Below are 25,189 nucleotides of genomic sequence, written 5' to 3' on the forward strand. Positions count from 1 at the left end.
GCTTGACCCGGCGATGCAGGTGTTTATAACGCCACCATCAGACACCGGGCGGGGATTCCTCGTTCCGACCAACCTCAAACGGGAATTCATCCATGAAAACCTTTTCTGCGACACCGGCAGATATCGACAAGAAATGGATCATCATCGACGCCGAAGGCGTCGTGCTGGGCCGTCTCGCCTCGATCGTTGCCATGCGCCTGCGCGGCAAGCACAAGCCGTCCTTCACGCCGCATATGGATTGCGGCGACAACGTGATCGTCATCAACGCCGACAAGGTGCAGATGACCGGCAAGAAGCGCGAAGAGCACTTCTACTGGCACACCGGCCACCCCGGTGGCATCAAATCGCGCACCAAGGCACAGATCCTCGAAGGCGCGCATCCTGAGCGTGTTGTGACCCAAGCGGTCAAGCGCATGCTGCCCGGCAACCGCCTGAGCCGCCAGATCATGACCAACCTGCGCGTCTATGCAGGTAGCGAACACCCCCATGAGGCGCAGAGCCCCGAAGTTCTGGATGTCAAATCCCTGAACAAGAAAAACACGCGGAGTGCATGAGCATGGCTGACGAAATCAAATCCCTCGACGGTCTGGAAGCAGCCGTGACCGACAACATCGGCGGCGCGCAGGGCACCGAGACCGAAGTGACCCCCCGTGAGCCGGTTCGTGACGAACTGGGCCGCGCCTATGCCACCGGCAAGCGTAAAGACGCGGTCGCCCGCGTTTGGATTAAGCCCGGTTCCGGCAAGGTCATCGTGAACGGCAAGCCGCAGAACGAATACTTCGCGCGCCCCGTGCAGCAGCTGATCCTCGCGCAGCCGTTCGGCATCACCAACACCGAAGGCCAGTTCGACGTGATCGCGACTGTCAAAGGTGGCGGTCTGTCCGGTCAAGCGGGCGCGGTCAAGCACGGCATCTCCAAAGCGCTGCAGCTCTACGATCCCTCCCTGCGCGGTGCGCTGAAAGCGGCAGGCTTCCTGACCCGCGACAGCCGTGTCGTCGAGCGTAAGAAATACGGTAAGGCCAAAGCGCGCCGGAGCTTCCAGTTCTCCAAGCGTTAAGCTTACCGATCAAGTTTGCGAAAGGGCTGCCCTCCGGGGTGGCCCTTTTTCGTTGCGGTAAGCAGGGTTGGCCGCGGGATACGAAAAAGGCCGCCGCGGTCTCCCGCAGCGGCCTTAGGGTCGGATCGCTTCTGATCCCGAGACGGCTTAGCCGCCGATTTCGTAGCTCACGGTGAAGCCCAGCACGCCGTCGCCATCGTTGGTGTCTTCGTAAAGCGCTTCGAAGGTGACGCCGTCACCGAAGTCATAAACGGCACCGGCTTCGGCATAGATGTTGTCGTCGCGGTCGCTGTTGCCGATGAGGCCAACGGCGGTCCAACGCTCGGACAGGGGCGCTTCAAACGCGACTTCCTGATCGCTTTCGCCATTGTCGGGGTCGATGATCACGGCGAATGCGCCCGAGGCGTCACGCCCGATGGGGAAGCCCAGCGTCGCGGTAATCTCTTCGCTGTGGTCTTTGGAATCGTTCAGCCAGATGTAGCCATAGGTCAGATCCCAGCTGAGATCCTGACCGAAGTCCGCGCCGTAGCCGAGGTTTGCTTCGAATTCGACGTCATCGCTGGGGTCTTGGTAAAGCGAAGTCGCGCTCAGCCCGGTGTGGAAGCCGCCGTAGGTCAGTTCGACAAAACCTTCGACTTCGTTTTCGAGGTGATCGAAATCATCCGACGTGTTGAACCGTGTCGCGGCAGAGACGCCGGCGGTCCAGCCAACCATGGAAGTCATGCTGCGGTCTTCGATGACCGGGTCGAAACCGGTAGTGACGTTTTCCTGCGCATAGGCAGCAGAGGAGAGCAGCCCGGCGGTGAGGCCGAACCCGATAAGATGTTTGATATTCATGGCATTTGCCTAGTTTTGGACCATAGCTTGTCTGCGACTGGCGAGGTCAGGTTGTGAAGGCCCATCGGATAGGGCGCTCACCGGGGGGCGGCAAGGCCCGATTGCGCATATCTGGCATGCGTTAGAACATAACATTGTGATCGACGGAAATTTCGCCCAAGTCGTTGGTTTTTCTGGGGCGACGTGGTTCCGGGCGGGGCTGTGCCTGCCTATATCAGCCCCAACACAGGAGACAGTCATGCAGTATTCAGTTCTTGATCTTGCGCCAGTGCCCGAAGGGTCGGACACCACCACCGCCATCGCCAATTCCGTCGCTCTGGCACAACTGGCCGAGGCCAAGGGCTATCACCGGTTTTGGATGGCGGAGCATCATAATATGCCCGGCATCGCCTCGGCGGCGACCTCGGTTCTGCTGGGGCATGTGGCGGATCACACGAAAGAGATCCGCGTCGGCGCGGGTGGGGTGATGCTGCCCAACCATGCGCCCTTGGCCATTGCCGAACAGTTCGGCACGCTTGCGGCGATTCATGGCGACCGGATCGATCTGGGGCTGGGCCGCGCGCCGGGCGGGGATCAGGCGGTGATGCGCGCCATGCGCCGGGGCATGAGCGCGGGCGATCAATTCCCCGATGACGTGGCCGAGTTGATGGCCTATCTGGGTGCGCCCGATCCCAGCGCACCGGTCCGCGCCCATCCGGGGGAGGGGACGTATGTGCCGATCTGGATCCTCGGCTCCTCGCTCTATGGTGCGCAATTGGCGGCCCATTTCGGGTTGCCCTATGCCTTTGCCTCGCATTTCGCGCCGGACGCCTTGGAAGAGGCCACGGCGATCTATCGCCGGGATTTCAAACCATCCGAAGCCTGCCCCGAACCGCGTTTCATGCTGGCGGTGAACGTCTTTGCCGCCGAAACGGATGAGGAGGGCGCCTATCTGCGGACCACCATGCAGCAGGCTTTCGCCCGTCTGCGTACTGGCCGCCCCGGCAAGCTTCCGGCCCCGGTGCGCGACATCGATGCCGAGATCGGCGCGGGCCTGCGCCAAGGGGTCGACCACGCATTGCGCATCTCTGCCGTGGGCAGTCCTGAGACGGTGAAACGCCAGTTGGAAACGCTGATCGCGCAGCATCGCCCCGATGAGTTGATCCTGACCGGGCAGATTCACGACCACGCCGCGCGCCTGCGCTCGTTCGAGATTGCGGCGAATGTCTTGCAGGAGATGACAGTGGCGGCCTAAGGGCCGCCGCCCTCATTCGTCGGGGCTGACCAGCCCCAAGCCCCGCAGATAAATCCCGATCCCGGTTTCCAGTAGGTCATCGGGCGGGAAGGGTGAGGCGCGCCCGGGCGAGTTGCGGGCGAAAAGCTCAACTACGCCATGGCTCATCGCCCAGATATGGGCTGAGAACATTGAGGCAGGCGGGCGTTTGTCCGCCGGGATATGTTGGCTGAGGTCTGTGGCCGCGCGTTCCAGCACCGCATTTGCGCGGTTGGCGGCATGGGCCAGTTCCGGCGTACGGTTGACCGAGATGCCGGATTCGAACATCGCGATGTAATGGCCGGGATGTTTGCGGGCGAAAGCGAGATAGGCGCGGCCCGTCGCCTCAAAGGCTTTGAGCGCCGAGGGCTGGCCGGATTGATAGGCGAATTCCATCAAATCGGCAAAGATATCATAGCCTTGATGCGCGGCCTCGGCGATGAGGTCTTCGCGGCCCTCAAAATGGCGATAGACCGCCGCCGGGGTGACGCCCGCGCGTTTGGCGGCCTCGGAAAGGGTGAAACCCGTGGGGCCGCGCTGCTCGATCAACTCAAGCGCCGCGTCGATCAGCGCTTGGCGCAGGTTGCCATGATGGTAGCCGCGCTTAGGCATCCCAGATGTCCGGGCTGCCACAGATTTCATCGTCGATCTTGCCGATCGCCTTGGCGTCTTTCTGAGGATAGTCGAAACGGTGCAGCAGATGGCGCATGGCCGCCAGACGGGCGCGACGTTTGTCGTCAGAGCGGATCACCGTCCACGGGGTTTCATCCGTGTGGCTGCGCAGCAGTGTCTCGGCGATGGCGGCGGAATACTCCTCCCATTTCGCGAGACCTTGGACGTCGATGGGGCTGAGTTTCCACTGTTTCAACGGATCGGACTCGCGCGACAACATGCGGCGCAACTGCTCGGCCCGGCCCACGTTGAGCCAGAACTTGATCAGGTGAATGCCGTCTTCGACGAGCATCTGCTCGAACGGGGTGACCTGTTCAAAGAAATGCGCGCGCTGTTCGGGGGTGCAGAAGTCAAAGACCTTTTCCACCACCCCGCGATTGTACCAAGAGCGGTCATAGAAAACCATCTCGCCCGCCGTGGGCAAGTGTTTGATATAGCGCTGAAAATACCACTCGCCCTGTTCGGTTTCAGTGGGTTTCGACAAGGCCACCACCCGCGCAGACCGCGGGCTCAGGTTTTCGCGCATACGGCGGATCGTGCCGCCTTTGCCAGCGGCGTCGCGGCCCTCAAAAACCATGACCACCCGCTGCCCGGTTTCGCGCACCCATGATTGCAGTTTGACCATCTCGATCTGCAAACGGTCATAGTCGCGCTCATAGGTCTTGCGTGACAGACGTTCGTCATGCGGATAGCTGGGCGAAAGGATATCGTCCTTGTCGGCTCGCTGGATCGCTTGGCGGATGTCCTCGGGGGCGTCGTTTTCGTAAAAGGCGCTGATTGCGCCGTCAAAGGGCAGGTCCATGGGCGCTCCTTGCGGGTTGTTCTTGTTTCAATATGGGATGTTAAGGCGCTTTACGCAAACCGGCACGGGCGGCGGCGCGGTCGATGGCATCGACCACCGCCTGCGGGTCGGCGTGATGGGGCATATGGCCCATGCCGGGCAGGCGGGTCAGGGCGCCGTCGGGGATGTCTTTGATCAGTTCCTCGGCGTGGATATGCATCGGCACAATGGTATCGGCATCGCCGTGGATGATCTCGACCGGCATGGTCAGGCGGTCATATTGCGCTGCCATTTCAACCACATGGGGGCGAAGCTGGTGGACCTGTTGCGCATTGGCGCGGCTGGCGCTGCGGCGCAGGGTGAGGCCCGTGCCGATGTGATCGGCATAGCCTTCGGGCGGCTGTTGTGGGGCAAAGATCGCCGCGATGCTGCTTTGCACCACTCTGTCTGGCACAAAGGCGGTGACGGCTGGGATAAAGAGCGCACCGCCAAGCCGTGAGGCGCTGACGTTATAGAGCCAGCCCAGACCGCCGGGCCAAGGCTCCGACACGGCAGAGACCAGCACCAGCGCTGCGGTCTCATCAGGGCGTTGCAGCCCCCAAGCCAGCGCCACGGCCCCGCCAAAGGAATGGCCCAGCACGATGGGGTTTTCGACGCCCAGTTGATCCGCCGCTTTCAGCAAAAGGGCGGCCTGTTCCTGTGGCGACTCGCCCAGCGGGTTCCACGCGCCGCGCGCGCCGGGGAGGCGGGCGGTATAGCCCATGCCGGGACGGTCGAACATGATGACGCGGTAGCGGTCGCTCAGCCGCTCAGCGAAGCTTAGAGTGAAATCGCGCAGGTTGCCGCTGGCCCCGTGGATCAACACCAGATCCGGCCCGCTGCCGATGATCTTGGCATGGACTGGCAGGCCGTCGACCGTGATGATTTCCCCCTCAGGCGGATGGCTTGCCTCGGCCCGCGCCTCATGCCGCGCGGCGCGCCATTGGACGAGCGCGGTAAGCAGCGCCAGCCCGAGGAGGAGGGCAAGCAGCAGTTTAATGGCCGATCTCATTCATATCAAAGGGGGTGGTTTGGTATATCTCGTTGATCCAATTGCCATAAAGCAGATGCGCATGGCTGCGCCAGCGGTTCACCGGCGTGCGCGCGGGGTCATCCTCGGGGTAGTAGTTGCAGGGCACGTTGATCGGCACGCCATTCTCGACATCGCGGTCATACTCTTGCTTGAGCGTGTCGCGGTCGTATTCAAAATGGTTGAAGACATAGAGCGCGCGGTGCGCGGGGTCTTCGATCAGACAGGGGCCAACCTCATCACTGCCCAAAAGCGTGGTCAGGCCGGGATGGGCGTCAACCTCGTCTTGCCGCATCTCGGTCCAGCGCGAGACGGGCACGGTGCAATCATCCGAAAAGCCGCGCAGATAGGGTGAGGCGGGCGCGAGGTTGCGGTGCCGGAAACAGCCGAAAGCCTTTTCGCTCAGCATGTGTTTCTTGACGCCGTGGAAGTGGTTGATCATCGCCATGCCGCCCCAGCAGACGCCAAAGGTGGAGTGGATGTTGGTCTGGGTCCATTCCATCACCTCGCGCAGCTCGTCCCAATAGGTCACCTCGTCAAAGTCGAGATGTTCGATCGGTGCGCCGGTGATGATCAGCCCGTCGAACTTCTCGGCCTTCATCTCCTCAAAGGGGCGGTAGAAGCTTTCCATATGTTCGGCGGCGGTGTTGCGGGTCCGGTGGTCGGACATGCGGATGAGGCTCAGTTCAATCTGCAAGGGTGTCGCACCGATCAGCCGGGCAAACTGGTTCTCGGTCTGGATTTTCTTGGGCATCAGGTTCAGCAGAGCGATGCGCAGGGGGCGGATGTCTTGCCGCGAGGCCAGTTCCTCGTCCAGCACCATGACCCCTTCGTTGCGCAGAACGTCGAAGGCGGGCAGGCGGGAGGGGATCTTGATGGGCATGAGACAGGTCTTTCAGGGGTAGCCAGTGCAGTCAGATAATCTTGGGCGGGGCGGGTTCAACCGCCCGCGGGCAGGTGGCGGGCAATGAGGTCGGTAAAGTCTTCGGGAGCTTTCAGCGCGTCGATGTCGGCAGGGGTGATCGTGACGCCCCATTTCGACATGGCGGCGTAGCGCGGTTGGCGGTGCGACAGGGCGGCGGCATAGGTCCAGCGGATGAAATCGTCGGGGTTCACCGCATCCTCGGTGATGTTTTTCTCGGCCAGATAATCAGCCCATGCCCGGGCGAGGAATTCGGGCTGATAGGCCATCGGCTTGGGCGCTTTGTCAAAGCGGCGGATAAGTTCCTCGGTATGGGCCTCGTCGCCCTTGATCCAGACCAGCAGACATTCCTCGGCCAATTGCCGCAGGAGCGGGTCGTTCGGGTCTTCGGGGTCGACCCATTCGCAGATCGAGCCACCGGTGTCGCAGATGAAATGCGGATAGCCATAGAGCGCCTCGGCGCGGTTGGCGAAATAGGCGGTGTCTTGCAGGGCGTTGATCTCGGCCCGGCGGAAGGCCTGTTGCCGTTTGGCGTATTCTTCCATCGGCAGCCCGCCGCGCGAAGGGTCGCCCGGTTTGCCCAGCCATGTCGCCACGGGCGACAGATTGTCGAAGGTGATGTTCGATCCGATGTAGATGCTATCGCTCAGCAGCAGGTCGCGCAGGAAGGGCACTTTCATCGCCTCGGCCTTGGCATTGTCGGCGATGAGCTCGCCCAAGTAGCGGGTGCCGATGCGGTAGTCGATGGAGTAGTGAAACCAATCCCCGCTGGCGCGCAGCAGGCTGGAGAGATGGGTCTTGCCCAAGCCCGACATGCCGAAGATCAGAACTTTGCGCCGCGGCGCCGCGCGCCAATCGTCAGCCGTGGGGTAGAGCATGTATCACCAAGGTTAAGTGCTTCGTTTCCCCTGACTACCCCAGTGTTTCACCAGACGCCAGATGCGGCCATCGAGCACCAGAAGCCCAAGTGCGAGAAGGGCGAAACCGCCATAGGCAGCGGGGCGCAGGGTCTCATCACGCAGCCAAGCGCCCAAGAGGATCGCGACTGGTGCGACCAGCAGCGTGACCAGCATCAGGTTGCTGCTGCCCGCCATGCCGAGCACACGGTAGTAGAGCAGATAGGCCAGCGCGGTGGCAGCTAGCGCGTAATAGGCAATGGCCATGAGCGTGGCGGGGGCGAGGTTGAGCGTCAGCGGTCCCTCCGCCACCCATGCCAGCGGCAGCATGATCAGCGTGGCTCCGGTGAGCATCCCGGCGGCGGCCAGTTGCGGCGGCTGGCCCGGCAGCAGTTTGCGTGCGCAGACACCGGCCATGGCATAGGACATCGCCCCGCCCAGCACGGCCAGTTGTGCAAGGCTGCCGAGGTCGAAATTCGTGAGATTTTCCAATCCGATAGCGGTGCTGACGCCGGCGAAGCCAAGGCAGACGCCAATCGCCTTGCGCGGGGTGATCCGCTCATCCGCCAGAAAGATGGCGGCGGCCAGCACGCCAAAGATCGCGGTGGCGGCATTGAGGATCGAGGTCAGCCCCGAGGGGATGTGCAGCTGCCCCCATGCCATCAGCGAAAAGGGGATCACATTGTTCAAAAGCCCCATCAGCAGGAAGGCCGCCCAGATGCGCGGGTCGCGCGGCAGTGGCAGGCGCATGGTGGCGACGGCGGCCCAAAGCACCAACATCGCCCAGAACACCCGATGAGCGACCGAGGTCAGCGGCCCGATCTCATCCAAGGCCACCCGCACGGCGACAAAGGACGCGCCCCAGAGCAGGGCGAGACAGCCCATTTCGATCCAAGCGCGCGGGGGGATGGTTTTCTGTGTGATCATGGCTTGGGTTTAGGCTGTTCCATTGATCGGCACGACCCGAAAGATGCGCATGCATAAAAAACGCCGCCCGAGAGGCTCAGGCGGCGTAATCTCAACAGTTCTGGTGTGGATCAGAAGGTGAAGCCTACTTTCACACCAAAGGCCAGAGCATCGTTGTCTTCGAACTCGCCCGATGCATTCACACCGTTCAAAGTTGTCTCTGCATCACCGATGTTGACGTAGCGCACGCCGGTGGTGATCTTCATGTTGTCGCGAGTATAGACGGCAGCCAGAGCGAGGCTTTTGTTGCCATCGGTCGGCCCGAGGTTGGAGGCGAACCCGCCGTTGGACTTCTCATAGCCGACGGAGGCCGAGACCGACCAGTTGTCGTTCAGACGGCGGCCGACGCCGAGCGAGTAGGTGAAAACGTCGTCATCGTAGCTGACGAGCGAGCCACCGCGGGTCAGCGTGCCATAGTTCGCGGGCGAAATGTCGAAGTCTGACCAGTCGACCCAGCGAACTCCGCCAAAGAGCAGTGTGTCCTCCGCGATGCCGGTCTGGAATTCAAGGTTCACCGACTGCGGCGTCTCGATCTCTGTGGTCGATTGATTAGGGCCGCCGAGTACAGAGTTCTCGGTCGTATCCACGTCGTGCTTGATCTTGGAATTGTAGGTCAGCGAGACCCGCATCGCGATTTCGGGCTTTTCGTAAGCGAAGCCCACGGCATAGCCGACCCCGATATCGCGGTCACCGTCAACACGATACGGCGCTCCAGCAAACGGACCTCTGGTGTCTGTGACGAATGGAACGGTCGCAGTAGCCTCAATGCTCTGGACGCGAACGCCACCATGAACGCTAAAGTTGTCGTTCATCCGGTAGCGCAGCAGCCCGGTCAGCGCGTGGCTGTCAAGATCGGCCTGCGAGCCCTGAGCATAATAGCCCGTACCAGCGGGGTAATCGACATCCGCGCCAAAGGGCTGGTCATAGATGATGGCATAGGACAAACGTTCGTTGATGTCGGCCTTATAGGCCGCGCCGAACTGGAGGTAGCTCGACGTCATGTCACCAGAATTGGCACCAGCACCGAACGGCGGTGGCACTGCCGCTGTAGATGTGCCGCTTGTATCGGGCGAAATTGCACCAAAGCTGAACTCCGCATAGCGCCCGCTTTCAAACAGGGCATTGATGGATTGGCCCGACCGATCGATGCCGCCAGCTTGAACGATTGCCGTAGATGCCAACAGTGCCGGAATTGCCAAGAAATAGGTTTTCATTTGCTTTCCTCCCAAGACTTCTGTGCGGTTCCTCCCCGGCACAGGTTAGAAACGATCTAAGCGGATTGCTGCCGTTTGCGTCAATCACTGACCTTGGGTCAGGTTGAAATCTGCGCAAACATTACCTTGGGTGTGCTTTGCGGGTCTCAAACCAGATGTTGAGGTAGTTACCAGCAAAGATGATCGCGGCCCCGACGAAGACCCAGATATCCAGCGCTTCGGCATAGAGAAGCATGCCCACAACCGCGATGGCCGGAAGGCGCACGAAATCAATCGGCACCACCACGGTCGCGGGGGCGAGGCTGAGTGCGTTGGTCAGGCAGTAATGCGCAAGCAGGCCGCAGGCGCCGACCAGCAACAGGAAGGGCATCGTCTCAGCCGTGGGGCTGGCGATATCGCCATCGTAGCCCGCCGCGATCAAGCCGAACAGCAGTTGCAACGTGGTGAGATAGAAGAGGATCGTGGTGATCCCTTGGGTTCGCGTTAGCCGTTTGGTCAGCACATTGGTCAGGGCAAAGAAGACGGCACAGCCCGCCGCCGCCAGAATGCCGGTGTTGAGGTTGCCGATATCGGGCCGCGCCACGATCAGGATGCCGATGAACCCCATGATGGCGGCCAGCGCCCGTGTCGCGGTCAGCCGTTCGCCCAGCAGGAAGATTGACAGGACGATGACCCATAGCGGCGACGTGAACTCCAACGCGAAGACCTGTGCCAGCGGGATCAGCGACACGGCCAGGAACCACAGGTTCTGCCCGGTGAAATGCGCAAGGTTGCGCAGCAGTTGCAGGCCGAAGTTGCGGGTGTTGATCTGCCGCCACGCGCCCGTGGCACCGGCAAGCGACAGCACGATGATTACGCCGATCACGCTGCGGTAAAGCATCACCTCGAAAGTATCGAACCGCGCCGAGAGTTCGCGCCCCGCCACGGCCATGGTTGAGAATGACCCGATGGAGCCGATCATCCAGAGTGCAGCGCGAAAGGTGGGGCTCATGTGGTTTCTGTGATCTGATAGTCGCGGGCGATCCCGGCGGTGAGCCGCGCCCAGTCCGATGCTGCGGCACGGGCCTGATGCGCCTCAAAGGCCGCCCGGTCGGTAAAGAGCTCCGATACCTGCCAGACAAGGGGATCGTCGGTCGGGGTCACGTCGAAGCGCAGGCAGCCCGGCTCGGCCCGGGTGAGACGCAGATGCGCGTCGAGCCCTGCGCGCACCCGATCCGCCTCGGCCCGGGTGGCGCAGCGTAGGTGGCCGGTCAGGGCCACCCGCATTTTATTCCCACTCGATGGTGCCCGGAGGTTTCGAGGTGATGTCATAGGTCACGCGGTTGATGCCCGGCACCTCATTGATGATCCGTGTGGCGGTTTCACCAAGGAAATCATGCGAGAAGGGGTAGTAATCCGCCGTCATCCCATCGACCGAGGTCACCGCACGCAGGGCGCAGGCGAAGTCATAGGTCCGGCCATCGCCCATCACGCCCACGGTGCGCACCGGCAGGATCGCCACGAAGGCCTGCCAGATATCGTCATAAAGCCCATGGCGGCGGATCTGGTCGATATAGACCGCATCGGCTTCGCGCAGGATGTCGAGTTTCTCGCGGGTGATCTCACCGGGGCAGCGGATCGCAAGACCCGGCCCGGGGAAGGGGTGGCGACCGATGAAGGAGGGCGGCAGGCCCAACTCGCGGCCCAGTTCGCGCACCTCGTCTTTGAAGAGTTCACGCAGCGGTTCGACCAGTTTCAGGCCCATCTTCTCGGGCAGGCCGCCGACATTGTGGTGGCTCTTGATGGTGACCGAGGGACCGCCGGAGAAGGAGACGCTTTCGATCACGTCGGGGTAGAGCGTGCCTTGGGCAAGGAAGGTCGCATCGCCCACTTCCTTGGCATGTTTCTGGAACACGTCGATGAAGAGCTTGCCGATAATCTTGCGCTTGGTCTCGGGGTCGCTGACGCCTTCCAGCTCGCCCAAGAACAGCTCCTGCTCGTCGGCGTGGATCAGCGGCATGTTGTAGTGGTCGCGGAACATGGTGACGACCTCTTCGGCCTCACCTTTACGCAGCAGACCGTGGTCGACGAAGACGCAGGTGAGCTGGTCGCCGATGGCCTCATGGATCAGCACCGCGGCAACGGAACTGTCGACGCCACCTGAAAGGCCGCAGATCACCTTTTGGTCGCCGACCTGCTCGCGGATCGCGGCAATGGCTTCTTCACGGTAGGCGCTCATGGTCCAGTCGCCCTTGAAGCCCGCCAGACGCACGAAGTTCTCGTACAGGCGCGGACCGTTGGGGGTGTGATGCACCTCGGGGTGGAACTGCACCGCGTAGAAGTGACGCTCAACATCGGCGGTAATGGCGAAAGGCGCGTTGGGGGAGGTGCCATAGACCTCGAACCCCGGGGCGATCTTGCTGACGTGGTCACCATGGCTCATCCAGACCTGTTCGCGGTCGGTGGCGAACCAGCCTTCGAGCAGATCAAGCTGTTGGCCCGTGGGGGTGACAAAGGCCCGACCGAATTCAGCGGTGCCATGGCCGCGCTCCACATGGCCGCCAAGGCAGTGCATCATGACTTGCTGGCCATAGCAGATGCCAAGGATCGGCACGCCCAGTTCGAAAACGGCCTGCGGCGGACGCGGCGCGCCTTCGGCAAACACCGAGGACGGGCCACCCGACAGGATCACCGCCTTAGGCGCGAATTCCTTGAGGAAGGCTTCGTCCACCGTGTTGAACGGGTGGATTTCGCAAAAGACATTCAGCTCCCGCAGGCGACGCGCGATAAGCTGCGTGACCTGGCTGCCGAAGTCGATGATGAGAAGGCGGTCATGGGTGATATCTGTCATGGGGCTGTGATTAGGCCCGTGCGCGCGCTCTGGCAAGTCTCTAGCAGGCCGAAGACCGGTGCCGCCCGCGTTTAATTCGCGCAAGTGGCGCGGGGACGGCACGCGATGTCGCTTTTTGCCGCTAGGGGGCGTTATCCGCGCGAAGCGCCTGCCGGGAATGGGGTAGTGACGGGCCAAGACTTGCGGGAAGGATAGAGCAATGGCGGAATCAGCACGACGGGTACGCGGCGGTGGTGGTGCAGCAAGACGCGCGTCACGCACAGCCGTCTCTTTCGAGACAGCGCGCTATATCGAACGGAATATCCCGAACTTCGAAGTGCTGACTGAAGAGGCGCTGGAGATCATCGAGCAGAACGCCGATGCGGTGCTGGAAGAGATCGGCGTGAACTTTCCCGACAACCCCGAGGCATTGGCGCTCTGGCGTGAGGCCGGGGCCGATGTTCAGGGGGAGCGGGTGCGTATCCCACGGGGGCTGGCACGCAAGCTCTGTTCCACCGCGCCTTCGACGATCACCCAAGTGGCCCGCAACCGAGATCGGGATGTGGTGATCGGGGGGAGGAACCTTGTGCTCGCCCCCGTCTATGGCCCGCCCTTTGTGCGCGATGCCGCAGGGGGGCGGCGCTATGCCACGATGGCGGATTTCGAGAAGTTCGTGAAGCTGGGCTATATGTCCAAATGGCTGCACCACTCGGGGGGGACGGTATGCGAGCCGACAGATATCCCGGTGAACAAACGTCACCTTGATATGCTGCATGCCCATATGACGCTGAGCGACAAACCCTTCATGGGATCGGTGACCGAACCCAGCCGGGCGCAGGATTCCGTCGACATGTGCGGTATCCTGTTCGGTAAGGACTTCGTGCAGGAAAACACGGTGATGACCTCGCTCATCAACATCAACTCGCCGATGACGTTCGACGATGTGATGATGGGCGCGCTCAAGGTCTATGCCGAGAACAATCAGGCCTGTATCATTTCGCCCTTTATCGTCGGGGGGGCCATGGCGCCGGTGAGTGTAGCAGGCACGCTGACACAGGTCTTGGCCGAGACGCTGGCGGGCATCGCCTATAGCCAACTGGTCCGCCCCGGGGCGCCGGTGATCATGGGGGCTTTCGTCACCTCCATCGACATGAACAGCGGCGCGCCCACGTTCGGCACGCCCGAGGCTGCGCATATCACCTATGGCGCTGGGCAACTGGCCCGCAGGCTCAACCTTCCGTACCGCAGCGCCGGGTCTTTCACCGGCTCGAAACTGCCCGATGCGCAGGCGGCCTATGAGACATCGAACAGCTTGAACATGGGATTGCTCTCAGGGGTGAACTTCATGCTGCACGCCTGTGGCTGGCTGGAAGGGGGCCTTGTTTCCTCTTTCGAGAAGTTCGTCATGGATGCGGATCAACTGGGCACGTTGCATCACCTTGCCCGTGGGGTGGAGATCGACGCAAACGCACAGGCCATGGACGCGATCCGCGAAGTGGGGCCGGGGGGGCATTACCTCGGCTGCGCCCATACGCAGAGCAATTTCCGAGATGCCTTTTGGAAGTCGGATCTGTTGGACTACAAACCCTTCGAGACTTGGTCGGACGAGGGCGCGCGCGACACGCAGAGCCTTGCCACCGCGCGGGTCGAAAAGATGCTGGCCGACTATCAGCAGCCCGCGCTGGATCCAGCCATTCGCGAAGCGCTCGATGCCTTTGTCGCGACCCGTAAGGCGGCGGAACCCGATAGTTTTAGCTAAGGCTTTGCGGCGGGGGCGATCCCCCGCATCGCAATTCAGGCGCTGGGCATCATCGCGGCCTTCAGGAACCGTGCCTCGCCAACCATGGCAATAAGAACATCTACATGGCGGATCAGACTATAGCTTGCATCCGCCGTCTTGCGCTGGGTGTCCAACGCGGCCTCGATCTCGATCAGTTTGATCAGCGCGGTGCCGTGGCGTGGCAATATGCCAAAGCCCAGTATCCGTGGCAAATGGGTGCCGCGGCGGTAGTCCTCGGCCCCGATGCGGGCGGCCCGCATCAAGAGCCGCGGGCGGTGAAGTTTTTGCAACATGGTCAGTAGATCTTGCATCACACTCTCCGATTTCTGAGGGGTGAATCACCCCGGATCGGTGAAGTGTTGCACAACCTTTCCGGGTGTTGCGTGTTGCGGGTTCCCGGCGAACGGCGCCTTTCGATGGCGTTTACCTTTTGGAAACAATCATTGCCAAATGCGACAATTTTAACGAACGGGTAACCAAAACATCCATAGGTTGTGAATAACTCTGGGGATAACTCACCCAGCTTGGGGACCCGCCAAAATGGAAGTGGCAGTCAATTGAAGGCGCATCACCAAATTCAACAGTCCGTCCTGCCGGGATGGGTGCCGCACGGAGCCCTGCATTACCTCGCACATACGGAGACCGGCGCCCCGATCCGGGCCTTGGCACGCCAAGCTGGCTGTCATGCCTCGACCATCATGCGCCAAATCCGCCGTATCGAGACACGGCGCGACGATCCGCTGGTGGATGCCGCCCTGCGCAGGCTCGGGGCGGTGCGGCGCGCCTTGGATTGTACTGCTGGCCCCCCAGCAGGAAAGACAGCGACAATGATGAAACCCGCCGCCCCCCTTCTTGACGAAGACACTTTCGCCGCCGAGGCGCTGCGCGTCCTGCGGCGCCTGCATGAGGCAGGCGCGATCCTTGCCGTGGCCGAAGGGATGGAAAAGGCCGTCGTCCTGCGCGAGACGGACACCGGCCCGGGCGCACGCACCGCCGTGGTCGACAGCGCCGTGGCGCAGGCGATGGCGCTGAAAGATTGGATCGCGCCGGGCAGCACAGGCCGGGTGACACGCTATCATATCACCAGCGCGGGGCGCGCGGCGCTGCGGCGCATGCTTGAAGAGCAGGGTGCAGCCGCAGACGGCTTTGCCGAAGATCAGACCGCGTTTCTGGGCGGGCCCGACGCGCCCGCCGCAGACTTGGGCGCAGATGCGGATACGGCCCCGCGCCGTGGCCGCTATTGCCTGTCCGAAAGCCCGCTTTCGACCCTCGCCCGGCGGCGCGACAAATCCGGCGCGCCCTTCTTGAACGAGGGGCTGGTCCATGCGGGCGAAAGGCTGCGCGAAGATTTCGAACTGGCGCAGATGGGCGGTGAGATTACGCAGAACTGGGACCATTTCCTGACCCTCGGCGCCAAACCCAGCGGCGGGCGAGATGGGGCAGGCGCCATGGCCGCGGCGGAGGCGCGCAAGAGGGTGGCCGATGCCATGGCCGACCTCGGCCCCGGCCTGTCGGACGTGGTGCTGCGCTGTTGCTGCTATCTGGAGGGGTTGGAGACCACCGAGAAGCGGCTCGGCTGGTCCGCGCGTTCGGGCAAGATCGTGCTTCGGATCGCACTCATGCGGCTGAAACGGCATTACGATGAAACCGTGGGGCCGGGTGGCCCGATGATCGGGTAAATGCGGGTCGGGTAAAGAAGGGGCGGCAGGATGATAACCCTGCCGCCCCCGTTGTTTTAGTCTGCGACCTTTGTCGGCGTCTCATCTGTGACCGAGATCGCGACTTCGTCTTTCTCGCAAGCGGCACGCACACCGGCGGCATAGTCGGGGTGCACTTTCTCGAGCACCGCATACCAGCGTTCTTTCACCGATTGCGAACAGGGCGCCATGGCACCGGCCATGTTCTCGTGCAGACGGTCACGCTGCGCCTGATCGAACACTTCGGTATAGAGCTTGCGCGGCTGGACGTAATCGGCATCCGCCTCTTCCTGCACATAGCGGTCCGCATCGCCCGAGATGCGCAGCGGTGGTTCTTGCACCGATGGATCGGGACGGGCCGAGCCTTCGTATTGGTTCGGCTCGTAATAGGCGTCCGGGTGGCCGGTCTGCTGCGGGAAGAACCGCATCGCGCCGTCCTTGTGGTAGTGATGCATCGGCGCGGCCTTGGGCGCGTTCACGGGCAGGGCCTCGTAATGCGTGCCAAGACGGTAGCGGTGCGCATCCGCATAGGAGAACACCCGCGCCTGCAACATCTTATCGGGCGAGAAGCCGATGCCGGGGATTTTGTTCGACGGCGAATAGGCGGCGTTCTCGATGCTCTGGAAGTAGTTGTCAGGGTTGCGGTTGAACTCCAACATGCCGACGGGGATCAGCGGGTAATCCGCATGCGGCCAAACCTTGGTCAGGTCAAAGGGGTTGAAGCCGCAGGTCTCGGCCTCTTCCTCGGGCATGACTTGGATGTTCAGCTCCCATTTCGGGTAGTCGCCGCCTTCGATCGCGTTAAAGAGATCCTCTTGGAAGTTCTCACGGGTGGACCCGATCAGCTTTTCCGCATCCTCATTGGTGCGGTTGCGGATTTCCTGCTGGCAGCGGAAGTGGAACTTCACCCAGTGACGCTCGCCCTTGGCGTTCCACATCGAATAGGTGTGGCTGCCGTAGCCGTGCATATGCATCGGGTTCACCGGGATGCCGCGGTCGGACATCAGGATGGTGACCTGGTGCACACATTCGGGCTGCGCCGCCCAGAAGTCGAACATCGCCTCGGGCGAGCGCAGGTTGGTGCGCGGGTGGCGTTTCTGGGTGCGGATGAAGTCCGGGAATTTATAGGCATCGCGGACAAAGAAGATCGGGGTGTTGTTGCCCACAACGTCCCAGTTGCCCTCTTCGGTGTAGAATTTTACCGAGAAGCCGCGCACATCACGCTCACTGTCGGCGGCGCCAAGCTCGCCCGCCACGGTGGACCAGCGCGAGATGATTTCGCAGGTCTTGCCCACTTCGGAGAAGATCGCCGCACAGCTATATTGGCTGATGTCATGGGTCACGGTGAAGGTGCCCTCGGCGCCCCAGCCCTTGGCGTGAACGGCACGCTCGGGGATACGCTCGCGGTTCTGATGGGCGAGCTTCTCGATCAGTTGGTAGTCGTCCAGCAGCACCGGGCCACGGGCGCCCGCGGTCTTGCTGGTGTCGTTTGTCGGCATCGGTGCGCCGGCGGTGGTGGTGAGACGCTTGCTCATCTTGGGTTCCCCTCGGTTGGTGTCTGACAGGAACATGATCCATTCTGCCCATAATTTCCAATTGCAGTTTTATAAAATTTCGATAGTTAAAAGTTATGAACTTTACCCTGAAACAACTCGAATACTTTCGGGCGCTGGCGACCTTGGGCAACTTCGGACGGGCGGCGGAGGCGAGCAATATCTCCCAGCCTGCGCTGTCGGTGCAGATTCGGACTTTGGAGGAAACGCTTGGCGGGCGGCTGATCGAGCGGCAGAGCCGCGCTTCGGTGCTGACGCCCTTGGGCCGCGAGGTGCTGACCCGTGCCGAGGATATCCTGCGCCGCGCCAAGCTGTTGGAGGCCACGGCGCGGGAGCAGGTGGGGCTGGCGGGCACGTTGAATCTCGGACTAATCCCGACCGTAGCGCCCTATCTTTTGCCCGGCGTGTTGGCCGCGTTGCGGGCGCAGGATATCTCGCTTCGCGTGGAGGTGCGCGAGGCGCAGACGGATCAATTGCTGGCCGATCTGCGCGCCGGGGCGCTGGATGCGGCGGTGATGGCGGTGCCCTCGGGCGAAACGGGTCTCGCCGAGGTGCCGCTTTTCGAGGATCGCTTTCTGCTGGCGGGATCCGCCGACCGGATGGCGGGGGCGGATGTCGCCCGCCCGACCGATCTGGCCCGCACACCGCTGATGTTGCTGGAGGACGGCCACTGCCTCACCGATCAGGCGCTGGAGGTTTGCCAGCGCGACCGCACGCAGGCGGGCATTCACACCGGGGCGTCCTCCCTCGCCACGCTGTCGCGGCTGGTGGAGGCGGGGTTTGGCATGACCCTGATGCCCGAAATCGCCGCCAAGACCGAGCTTGATGCCGCACCGGGGCTGCGCCTGCACCGTTTCGGCGCGCCGGAACCTGCGCGGCAAATCGGGCTGGTCCGCCGGGCTGGCACGCCGGGCAGCGGTTGGGCGGCGCAACTGGCCGAGACGCTGAAGGAAGTGGGGGAGGGGCTGACCGGAGAATTGCGCGCGAGATACTAGGTGCGGTGAGGCCTGTCGGGTCAAAAGGACCGGGCCAGATAGCCCGATCCGGTCATGCAAAGGGCGCTTAGGCCGCTTCGGTTTGCTTTTGGTTTTCGAGGTATTCCAGCAGGGTCTCGGGGCTGGAAACGCCGTAGGGGTCTTCGTCGTGGTTGTCACGGATGCCGGGCTCTTCGAACCATGCTTCGATCTGACCATCGTTGATGATGGCCGCATAGCGCCAGCTGCGCGGGCCGAAGCCAAGGTTGTCTTTGGCGACCAACATGCCCATGCGGCGGGTGAATTCGCCCGAACCGTCAGGGATCACGTCGATGTTCTGGACGCCCTGCATCTCTTTCCACTTGTTCATGACAAAGCTGTCGTTGACCGACAGGCAATAGATCGCGTCGATGCCATGTTCTTGGAAAGCGGTGAAATTGTTTTCGAACCCGGGCAGCTGGTAGGTGCTGCAGGTCGGGGTGAAGGCACCGGGGAGGGAGAAGAGCACAACGCGCTTGCCTTTGAAGAAATCATCGCTGGTTTTGTCTTCCCAGCGGAAGGGGTTGGACCCTTCGATGCTATCGTCGCGCACGCGCGTTTTGAAGGTGACGTTGGGGACATTGATACCGGGTTTCATCGCGTCTCTCTTTCTCGGATTGGAATCTTTGTGGCTTGGTAGCTCATATAGGAAGCCTGAGCAACTCTCGCAATGCTGCAACTGCATTGTAATTTTACGTTTACATTTCAACGTTCTAAATCAACGATCTAGGGCGATGCCGCCTGTGCATGGCAGCCTTGTCGCGGGGGCGTATGCAGTAGGTGGCCATCGGGTTAAGGACTGTGATAAACAGGGCGCGACACAATGATCAGAGGCCCCCGATGCGCGATCTGAAGATACCCGAACAGCGCCACCCCGAAAAGGCGCGCAAGCCCGACAACGCCCAGCCGAAAAAACCGAGTTGGATCAGGGTCAAAGCGCCCGGCGGCAAAGGCTATGCCGAAACCGCGCGGATCATGCGCGACAACAAGCTGACCACGGTCTGCGAAGAGGCGGGCTGCCCCAATGTCGGTGAATGCTGGTCTCAGGGCCACGCCACGATGATGATCATGGGCGAGGTCTGTACCCGCGCCTGTACTTTCTGCAACATCGCCACCGGCAAGCCGCCCGAGGCGCTGGATGTGTTCGAGCCGGGCCGCGTGGCCGATGCGGTCGCCAAACTGGGGCTGAACCATGTGGTCATCACGAGCGTTGACCGCGACGATATCGAAGACGGCGGGGCAGAGCATTTCGCCCAGACGATCCGCGCCGTGCGCCACCGCAGCCCCGACACGACAATCGAAATCCTGACACCGGATTTCATCCGCTGCGGGCCCGAAGCCCTTGAAAAGGTTGTCGAAGCGCGCCCGGATGTGTTCAACCACAACCTTGAAACCGTGCCGGGCCTTTACCCCGAGGTACGCCCCGGCGCGCGTTACTTCCACTCCCTCCGCCTGCTTCAGCGGGTCAAGGAGTTGGACCCCTCGATGTTTACCAAATCGGGCATCATGGTGGGCTTGGGCGAAGACCGCCAAGCGGTCATTCAGGTCATGGAAGACATGCGCGCTGCCGACATCGATTTCCTCACCATCGGTCAATATCTACAGCCGACACCCAAGCACCATGCGCTGGACCGGTTCGTCACCCCGGAAGAGTTCACCTCTTACGAAAAGGCGGCGTACGGTAAGGGCTTTCTCATGGTCTCGGCCACGCCGCTGACCCGGTCGAGCTATCACGCGGGCGACGATTTCGCGCGTCTGCGCGAGGCGCGGAACCGCAAACTCGGTATCGCCTGATCGAAAAGACGCGCCCGGCGTTAACCGCCGGGCAGGGCTTTGAGGTAGGCCGCAATCGCTTCGCGGTCGCTTTCGGGGAGCTGCGCGAGGTTGCTGACCACTTCGGCCATCTCACCGCCCGCGCTGTCATATTCCGGTGTGAAGCCGGAGGTGAAATAGGCCACGAGATCGGCCTTTGACCAATCAAGCTGATCCGGTGTGATGCCGGGAATACGCCCCTTGCCCGAAGGGTTCGGCGCGCCGGTCAGCCAAGCGCCCCGGTCAAGCGCGCCCAAGGCATTGCGCGGGGTGTGGCATTCGCCGCAATGGGCAAGCCCTTCGACCAGATAGCGCCCGCGTTCGACCTCAGCATCGGGCGCGTCGGCCATCACGAAATCATCATGTGAAAACAGCGCCTTCCATGCGCCAAGCCCGCGGCGGATATTGAAGGGGAATCCCACCTCATGCGGCAGGCTCGGCGTATCCGAGGCGGGCAGGGTCTGCATATAGGCGAAGAGGTCCACCACATCCTGCGGGGCGAGGTGTTGGTAGGCCGTGTATGGAAAGGCAGGGTAATAATGCTGCCCCTCGGGCGAGACGCCCCGCGTCACGGCACGGGCGAATTCTGGCAGGGTCCAGTCGCCGATGCCATGATCCGGGTCGGGGGAGATATTGGGCGCGTGGAAGGTGCCGAAATCACTGGCGAAGGGCAGCCCCCCGGCCAGCACCAGCCTCTCATCCTCTTCACTTTCGGGTGCGGCGTGGCAGGAAACGCAGCCGCCGGCGGCAAAGACCAGCGCACCCGCCTCCGGGTCCGGTGTCAGCCCGGCACCATAGGAAGGCTCAAGCGGATCGGGCCGGGTGAGCGCCCAGCCAAGGGCCGCGCCGAGAGCGGCACAGCCCAGCAGTATAGGAATGACCCGTCGCAAGGATCAGTTCTTGGGGCCGCGGTAATCGTCATGGCAAGCGCCGCAAGCCTTGCCGATTGCGCCCATGCCCGCCCTCAGCGCATCCAGATCGGTGCCCGCGGCCTCGATCATATCCGCGCTGGCGGTTTCCAGCGCCATCAGCGCTTCGTTGAACCCTTCGGGATCGCTCCAGATTTCGGCCTTGGCGCGGGAACCTTCGACAGCGCCTTGCTCGGTCCCTTTGAACCAGAGGGTGCCCGGCGCGAAACCGGCGGCGGCGTTCAGATTGGTCGCGGCAGCGGTGGCCATCTCGGCGTTATACTCCGTCTCGCCCTTGGCCATGCCGCCCAGAATGCCGGTATGATAGGCAATCAGTTGCATCTGCGCATGGCGCGCGTTCACCGCCGCACTGGCGGCTTTCTCACTATGGCTGGCGGCGAAGCCTGCGGTGGCAATCAAGGCGGCGCTGATACCAATGGCGGTAATGCTTTTGGTCAAATGCATGGTCATCTCCCTTTTCTTGCCGCAGCGTAACATGGCAAGGGCAGGTCGCAAAAAACAAAAATGTGATCAGCGGGATAAGACTGCGGGCGGGGTCAGAACCGGCGGGGGATACGCTCTGCTGCGGCCCAGTCAGGCCAATAGCCCAGCCATTCGACAAGCCCCACGGCAAGGGCGGCGGCGATGATCGCAAGGACCAAGATCACGCGTTTGCCCGAAGGTGGATTGCGCGCCCATTGGGACATGCGCAGCAGCCACCGCGGGTCCATCACGTAAAGCGGACTTTCCCGATGAAGGGGAGGTTGCGGTCGCGTTGGGCAAAGTCGATGCCATAGCCCACAACGAATTCATCGGGGATTTCAAAGCCGGTCCAATCCGCCTTGAGGTCGACCTCACGCCGGGTGGGTTTGTCGAGCAGGGCGATGGATTTCAACCGCGCAGGCTCACGCGAGCGCAGCAGGTTGGTGACATGATGCAGCGTGTGGCCAGTGTCGACGATATCTTCGACAACCAACACGTCGCGCCCTTCGATGGCACCGCGCAAGTCTTTAAGAATGCGCACCTCTCGGCTGCTCTCCATGCCGTCGCCATAGCTGGAGGCTTCGAGGAAATCGACTTCGATCGGCAGGTCCAACTCGCGCACCAGATCGGCAATGAAGACGAAAGAGCCGCGCAGCAGGCCGACCACGACCAATTTATCGGTGCCGTTGAATTCACCGTGAATCTCACGGCAAAGATCTTCGATCCGCGCCGCGATGGCCTTGGCCGAAATCATTTCGTCGATGACATAAGGCCCGTGTGCCATGGTTTTGCCCTTGAATCTGCGGGGTTGAGACGTGAAATAGGGGGTTAACCCGCAACGCTACGGAACGCAATGCCTACGCACTCAGAGACCCGCCAACTGCCCTATAGCGCGCAACAGATGTATGATCTTGTCGCCGATGTGGGCCGCTACCCTGAATTCCTGCCTTGGACCGCCGCCGCGCGCATCCGCAGCGACGAGGACCGCGGCGATCATCGGGTGATGGACGCCGATCTGGTGATCTCGTTCAAGGTCTTTCGGGAGCGGTTTACAAGCCGCGTCGTGCTGTGGCCCGAGGCCAAGAAGATCGATACGGAATACCTCGACGGACCCTTCAAGTATATGAAGTCAAACTGGCATTTCGAGGATAATCTCGAAGGCTGTCAGGTGCATTTTTTTGTCGATTTCGAATTTCGCAACGCGATCCTGCAAAAGGTGATCGGGGTGGTTTTCAACGAGGCGATGCAACGCATCGTGCGCGCCTTTGAGAACCGCGCGAAAGAGCTTTACGGCCCCAAGGGTTAAAGCGCCGCGAAGCCTCGCAGCAAAAGGCCGAGCGCATGGTCGCGGGCGGCCAAGCGCACGGCATCACGGCCCTGCGCGCCGAATTCCACCGTTTCTGTCTGAACCCCGGCTGCCGTGGCAAGGCCGAAACAGACGCGGCCCTCGGGCTTGTGCTCTGATCCGCCCGGGCCTGCGATGCCGGTGACGGAGACGGCGATCCGCGCTTCGGACCGCGCCAGTGCGCCTGCTGCCATTTCTGCGGCGACCTGTTCCGACACCGCACCCCAATCCGCCAGCGTCTCCTCCGACACGCCCAGCATCGCCATCTTCGCCGCATTGGTGTAGGTGACGAAACCCCGGTCCAGCAGCGCTGAGGAGCCCGGCAGATCGGTCAGCGCGGCGGCGAGCATGCCGCCGGTGCAGCTTTCCGCACAGGCGACCATCGCACCGGTTTCGCGGGCCTTTTCCAACAGTTGCGTGGCAAGGCTCATTTACAGCACCCCGTGATAAAGCGCGGCCAGCGCCATGACGCCGAGCGCCGCGAAAACCCCGGCAAAAATATCGTCCAGCATCACGCCCCAAGGCCCGCCCAGACGGTCGGCCCAGCCGATGATCAGCGGTTTGGTGATGTCGAACAGCCGGAACAGCGCGAAGGCGGCGATCCAACCGGGCCACATGGCAAGGATCGGGATTTGCATTGACCATGCGGCATAGGAGAGCGGCAAAAGCGCGATCCACTGGCCAACCAATTCATCGACCACCACCTCTCCGGGGTCATGATCCGGCCCGCCCGCGGTGTAGCGCCCGGTGGCCCACCAGCCCAAGGGAATGGCCACCAGAAGCCCGATCACCAGCAGCGGAAAGCCCCCCAACACATGCAAAAGCCAAGCATAGGGCAGGGCGATGAGCGACCCCCAAGTGCCCGGCGCGGGGCGGATGTGGCCAACGCCCAGAAGCGTCGCGATCAGATGTGCTGCGGTCATGATTTCACCAATGTTGCCGTTGCCATACAGGCGATGCCTTCGCCCCGCCCGGTAAAGCCGAGGCGCTCGCTCGTGGTGGCTTTGACCGAAACGCGGTCGATCTCAATCCCCAGCATCTCGGCCATCGCGGCGCGCATCGGCTGCACATGCGGGCCGATCTTGGGCGTCTCGCAAATGAGCGTGCAATCGACGTGGGTTAGGGTGAAGCCCATGTCGCGCGCCAGTTCTGCGGCGTGACGCAGGAAGATATCGCTGCGCGCGCCTTTCCACTGCGGATCACTCGGCGGGAAATGCTGGCCGATGTCGCCGCGTGCAAGCGCGCCGTAAATGGCGTCGGTTACCGTGTGCAGCGCCACATCGGCGTCGGAATGGCCGACCAGCCCGTTGGTATGTGGGATGTCGATGCCGCAGAGGGTCACGTGATCTCCGGGGCCGAAAGCGTGCACGTCAAATCCGTTGCCGGTGCGAATGTCCATGCGGGTCTCCAATATGCGGGCGGCGCGGGCGAAATCCTCGGGCCGGGTGATTTTCAGGTTATCAGCGCTGCCTTGGGTGATGGCAACGGTCAGGCCAGCAGCGCGGGCGACCTCAACGTCATCCGCCGCTTGGCCATTATAAGCAGTATGCGCCGCACGGATCGCGGCGAGGTCAAAGCCCTGCGGTGTTTGCGCGGCGAAAAGGGCGCTTCGGTCTTGGGTGCCGGTGACGCGGCCTTCGTGCCCCTGCCAAAGCGCGTCACTCACGGGCAGCCCCGGCGCGGCGGCTTGATGTTGGTTAAGCGCGTCGATCACACCTAAGATGATCTGAGCCGAAACACAGGGCCGCGCGGCGTCATGGATCAGCACCTTCGTCGCCTGCTGGATCGCCGCAAGCCCGCGTTGGACCGAGGCCGCGCGGTCCGCCCCGCCGGTGGTGACGGTGATGCCATCCGCCGTAAATGCCGCCGCCTGATCCATGTCGTCCGCGTTCAGCACCAGCACGATTTCAGTGATCTGGGGCAGGGCGCGAAAGGCGGCGATCGTGTGGTCGATCACCCGCGCCCCCGCCAGCGCCTGCCATTGCTTCGGCTGCGGACCGCCGGCGCGACTGCCGCGACCTGCGGCAACGATCAGAGCTGCGATACTCATTTGGGCAATCCGGAAAAGCTGGCGAACATGGCCCTGTCTAGGCAATGCGGCGGCGGGGTGCAATCTGGGGTGA

The 25,189-nt window shown here is 62.3% G+C and carries 29 protein-coding genes; 8 read left to right on the forward strand and 21 right to left on the reverse strand.

The window, feature by feature from the left end; all coding sequences use genetic code 11:
- Positions 1-92: 92 nt before the first annotated feature.
- Together rplM and rpsI are read left to right on the forward strand one after the other, a co-directional pair.
- Positions 93-554 carry a 50S ribosomal protein L13 gene (gene rplM / locus ACGYK2_RS00380; protein ID WP_067266879.1) on the forward strand — a complete coding sequence of 154 codons (462 nt, stop codon included), beginning with the start codon at positions 93-95 and terminating at the stop codon, positions 552-554.
- 2 nt (positions 555-556) lie between these two features.
- Positions 557-1,057, forward strand: coding sequence for a 30S ribosomal protein S9 (rpsI, locus tag ACGYK2_RS00385; RefSeq protein WP_271687429.1), 501 nt, complete (start codon positions 557-559; stop codon positions 1,055-1,057).
- A 147-nt stretch (positions 1,058-1,204) separates the two neighbouring features.
- Here the strand turns inward: rpsI and ACGYK2_RS00390 are convergent, their stop codons facing one another.
- Positions 1,205-1,894, reverse strand: coding sequence for a hypothetical protein (locus tag ACGYK2_RS00390; RefSeq protein ID WP_271687428.1), 690 nt, complete (start codon positions 1,892-1,894; stop codon positions 1,205-1,207).
- A 238-nt stretch (positions 1,895-2,132) separates the two neighbouring features.
- On the opposite strand from ACGYK2_RS00390, the gene ACGYK2_RS00395 reads away from it, so the two are divergent.
- Positions 2,133-3,128, forward strand: coding sequence for an LLM class flavin-dependent oxidoreductase (locus tag ACGYK2_RS00395; RefSeq protein ID WP_271687425.1), 996 nt, complete (start codon positions 2,133-2,135; stop codon positions 3,126-3,128).
- Positions 3,129-3,140: 12 nt separating this feature from the next.
- Here ACGYK2_RS00395 and ACGYK2_RS00400 read toward each other — a convergent pair whose 3' ends face one another.
- The 10 genes from ACGYK2_RS00400 to guaA all read right to left on the reverse strand — a co-directional run bounded on the left by ACGYK2_RS00400 (position 3,141) and on the right by guaA (position 12,496).
- Positions 3,141-3,758: a TetR/AcrR family transcriptional regulator gene (locus ACGYK2_RS00400; RefSeq protein ID WP_067266873.1), complete on the reverse strand. Its 618-nt coding sequence runs from the start codon at positions 3,756-3,758 to the stop codon at positions 3,141-3,143.
- Positions 3,751-4,620, reverse strand: a complete 870-nt coding sequence (gene ppk2, locus ACGYK2_RS00405; RefSeq protein WP_271687423.1) for a polyphosphate kinase 2 — start codon at positions 4,618-4,620, stop codon at positions 3,751-3,753. The genes ACGYK2_RS00400 and ppk2 overlap by 8 nt, the downstream gene beginning before the upstream one ends.
- Positions 4,621-4,660: 40 nt before the next feature.
- Complete coding sequence (locus tag ACGYK2_RS00410) at positions 4,661-5,650, reverse strand: alpha/beta fold hydrolase (RefSeq protein WP_271687421.1); 990 nt, start codon at positions 5,648-5,650, stop codon at positions 4,661-4,663.
- The gene (gene metA, locus ACGYK2_RS00415; protein WP_271687420.1) at positions 5,634-6,551 is read right to left on the reverse strand and encodes a homoserine O-succinyltransferase; all 918 of its coding nucleotides are present in this window, start codon (positions 6,549-6,551) and stop codon (positions 5,634-5,636) included. Before metA ends, ACGYK2_RS00410 begins: the two co-directional genes overlap by 17 nt.
- Positions 6,552-6,607: 56 nt before the next feature.
- Complete coding sequence (locus ACGYK2_RS00420) at positions 6,608-7,468, reverse strand: ATPase (protein ID WP_271687418.1); 861 nt, start codon at positions 7,466-7,468, stop codon at positions 6,608-6,610.
- Between the two features lie 12 nt (positions 7,469-7,480).
- The gene (locus tag ACGYK2_RS00425) at positions 7,481-8,413 is read right to left on the reverse strand and encodes a DMT family transporter (protein WP_271687417.1); all 933 of its coding nucleotides are present in this window, start codon (positions 8,411-8,413) and stop codon (positions 7,481-7,483) included.
- A 110-nt stretch (positions 8,414-8,523) separates the two neighbouring features.
- Positions 8,524-9,666, reverse strand: a complete 1,143-nt coding sequence (locus tag ACGYK2_RS00430; RefSeq protein WP_271687415.1) for an OmpP1/FadL family transporter — start codon at positions 9,664-9,666, stop codon at positions 8,524-8,526.
- A gap of 121 nt (positions 9,667-9,787) precedes the next feature.
- Entirely contained in the window at positions 9,788-10,657 is an 870-nt protein-coding gene (locus ACGYK2_RS00435; RefSeq protein WP_271687414.1) for a DMT family transporter, read from the reverse strand.
- The gene (locus ACGYK2_RS00440; RefSeq protein WP_271687413.1) at positions 10,654-10,932 is read right to left on the reverse strand and encodes a putative quinol monooxygenase; all 279 of its coding nucleotides are present in this window, start codon (positions 10,930-10,932) and stop codon (positions 10,654-10,656) included. The genes ACGYK2_RS00435 and ACGYK2_RS00440 overlap by 4 nt, the downstream gene beginning before the upstream one ends.
- Before the next feature lies 1 nt (position 10,933).
- Complete coding sequence (guaA, locus tag ACGYK2_RS00445) at positions 10,934-12,496, reverse strand: glutamine-hydrolyzing GMP synthase (protein ID WP_168612961.1); 1,563 nt, start codon at positions 12,494-12,496, stop codon at positions 10,934-10,936.
- A gap of 199 nt (positions 12,497-12,695) precedes the next feature.
- Here guaA and ACGYK2_RS00450 point away from each other — a divergent pair, with 199 nt between their 5' ends.
- Positions 12,696-14,234 carry a trimethylamine methyltransferase family protein gene (locus ACGYK2_RS00450; RefSeq protein WP_271687412.1) on the forward strand — a complete coding sequence of 513 codons (1,539 nt, stop codon included), beginning with the start codon at positions 12,696-12,698 and terminating at the stop codon, positions 14,232-14,234.
- A 35-nt stretch (positions 14,235-14,269) separates the two neighbouring features.
- Here ACGYK2_RS00450 and ACGYK2_RS00455 read toward each other — a convergent pair whose 3' ends face one another.
- A complete protein-coding gene (locus tag ACGYK2_RS00455; protein WP_271687411.1) occupies positions 14,270-14,566 on the reverse strand; it encodes a DUF6477 family protein in 297 nt (98 codons plus the stop codon).
- Between the two features lie 279 nt (positions 14,567-14,845).
- On the opposite strand from ACGYK2_RS00455, the gene ACGYK2_RS00460 reads away from it, so the two are divergent.
- Entirely contained in the window at positions 14,846-15,934 is a 1,089-nt protein-coding gene (locus ACGYK2_RS00460) for a DUF6456 domain-containing protein (RefSeq protein WP_271689978.1), read from the forward strand.
- A 56-nt stretch (positions 15,935-15,990) separates the two neighbouring features.
- Here the strand turns inward: ACGYK2_RS00460 and ACGYK2_RS00465 are convergent, their stop codons facing one another.
- Positions 15,991-17,487, reverse strand: a complete 1,497-nt coding sequence (locus ACGYK2_RS00465; RefSeq protein WP_168612958.1) for a catalase — start codon at positions 17,485-17,487, stop codon at positions 15,991-15,993.
- 95 nt (positions 17,488-17,582) lie between these two features.
- On the opposite strand from ACGYK2_RS00465, the gene ACGYK2_RS00470 reads away from it, so the two are divergent.
- Complete coding sequence (locus ACGYK2_RS00470) at positions 17,583-18,500, forward strand: hydrogen peroxide-inducible genes activator (protein ID WP_168612957.1); 918 nt, start codon at positions 17,583-17,585, stop codon at positions 18,498-18,500.
- 67 nt (positions 18,501-18,567) lie between these two features.
- Here the strand turns inward: ACGYK2_RS00470 and ACGYK2_RS00475 are convergent, their stop codons facing one another.
- Positions 18,568-19,116: a peroxiredoxin gene (locus ACGYK2_RS00475; protein ID WP_168612956.1), complete on the reverse strand. Its 549-nt coding sequence runs from the start codon at positions 19,114-19,116 to the stop codon at positions 18,568-18,570.
- A gap of 242 nt (positions 19,117-19,358) precedes the next feature.
- Between ACGYK2_RS00475 and lipA the strand changes: the two genes are divergently transcribed.
- Positions 19,359-20,312: a lipoyl synthase gene (gene lipA / locus ACGYK2_RS00480; RefSeq protein WP_271687409.1), complete on the forward strand. Its 954-nt coding sequence runs from the start codon at positions 19,359-19,361 to the stop codon at positions 20,310-20,312.
- Positions 20,313-20,332: 20 nt separating this feature from the next.
- Here the strand turns inward: lipA and ACGYK2_RS00485 are convergent, their stop codons facing one another.
- The 4 genes from ACGYK2_RS00485 to hpt form a co-directional block, all read right to left on the reverse strand.
- Positions 20,333-21,220: a cytochrome c gene (locus ACGYK2_RS00485; RefSeq protein WP_271687407.1), complete on the reverse strand. Its 888-nt coding sequence runs from the start codon at positions 21,218-21,220 to the stop codon at positions 20,333-20,335.
- Between the two features lie 3 nt (positions 21,221-21,223).
- Positions 21,224-21,703: a c-type cytochrome gene (locus ACGYK2_RS00490; RefSeq protein WP_394374177.1), complete on the reverse strand. Its 480-nt coding sequence runs from the start codon at positions 21,701-21,703 to the stop codon at positions 21,224-21,226.
- A 92-nt stretch (positions 21,704-21,795) separates the two neighbouring features.
- Positions 21,796-21,972, reverse strand: coding sequence for a hypothetical protein (locus ACGYK2_RS00495; RefSeq protein ID WP_271687404.1), 177 nt, complete (start codon positions 21,970-21,972; stop codon positions 21,796-21,798).
- Positions 21,969-22,505, reverse strand: coding sequence for a hypoxanthine phosphoribosyltransferase (gene hpt, locus ACGYK2_RS00500; protein ID WP_067264049.1), 537 nt, complete (start codon positions 22,503-22,505; stop codon positions 21,969-21,971). Before hpt ends, ACGYK2_RS00495 begins: the two co-directional genes overlap by 4 nt.
- A 69-nt stretch (positions 22,506-22,574) precedes the next feature.
- On the opposite strand from hpt, the gene ACGYK2_RS00505 reads away from it, so the two are divergent.
- Positions 22,575-23,027 carry a type II toxin-antitoxin system RatA family toxin gene (locus ACGYK2_RS00505; RefSeq protein WP_168613460.1) on the forward strand — a complete coding sequence of 151 codons (453 nt, stop codon included), beginning with the start codon at positions 22,575-22,577 and terminating at the stop codon, positions 23,025-23,027.
- Here the strand turns inward: ACGYK2_RS00505 and ACGYK2_RS00510 are convergent.
- The 3 genes from ACGYK2_RS00510 to ACGYK2_RS00520 are packed head-to-tail and all read right to left on the reverse strand — an operon-like array spanning position 23,024 to position 25,116.
- Positions 23,024-23,497, reverse strand: coding sequence for a CinA family protein (locus ACGYK2_RS00510; protein WP_271687403.1), 474 nt, complete (start codon positions 23,495-23,497; stop codon positions 23,024-23,026). The genes ACGYK2_RS00505 and ACGYK2_RS00510 overlap by 4 nt on opposite strands.
- On the reverse strand, positions 23,498-23,989 hold the full coding sequence (locus ACGYK2_RS00515) for a phosphatidylglycerophosphatase A (RefSeq protein ID WP_067264054.1): 492 nt from the start codon (positions 23,987-23,989) through the stop codon (positions 23,498-23,500).
- Entirely contained in the window at positions 23,986-25,116 is a 1,131-nt protein-coding gene (locus ACGYK2_RS00520; RefSeq protein WP_271687401.1) for a bifunctional 2-C-methyl-D-erythritol 4-phosphate cytidylyltransferase/2-C-methyl-D-erythritol 2,4-cyclodiphosphate synthase, read from the reverse strand. Before ACGYK2_RS00520 ends, ACGYK2_RS00515 begins: the two co-directional genes overlap by 4 nt.
- Positions 25,117-25,189 lie beyond the last annotated feature (73 nt).

The organism is Sulfitobacter sp. 1A10359, from assembly GCF_043558145.1.
Classification (GTDB): Bacteria; Pseudomonadota; Alphaproteobacteria; order Rhodobacterales; family Rhodobacteraceae; genus Sulfitobacter; species Sulfitobacter faviae.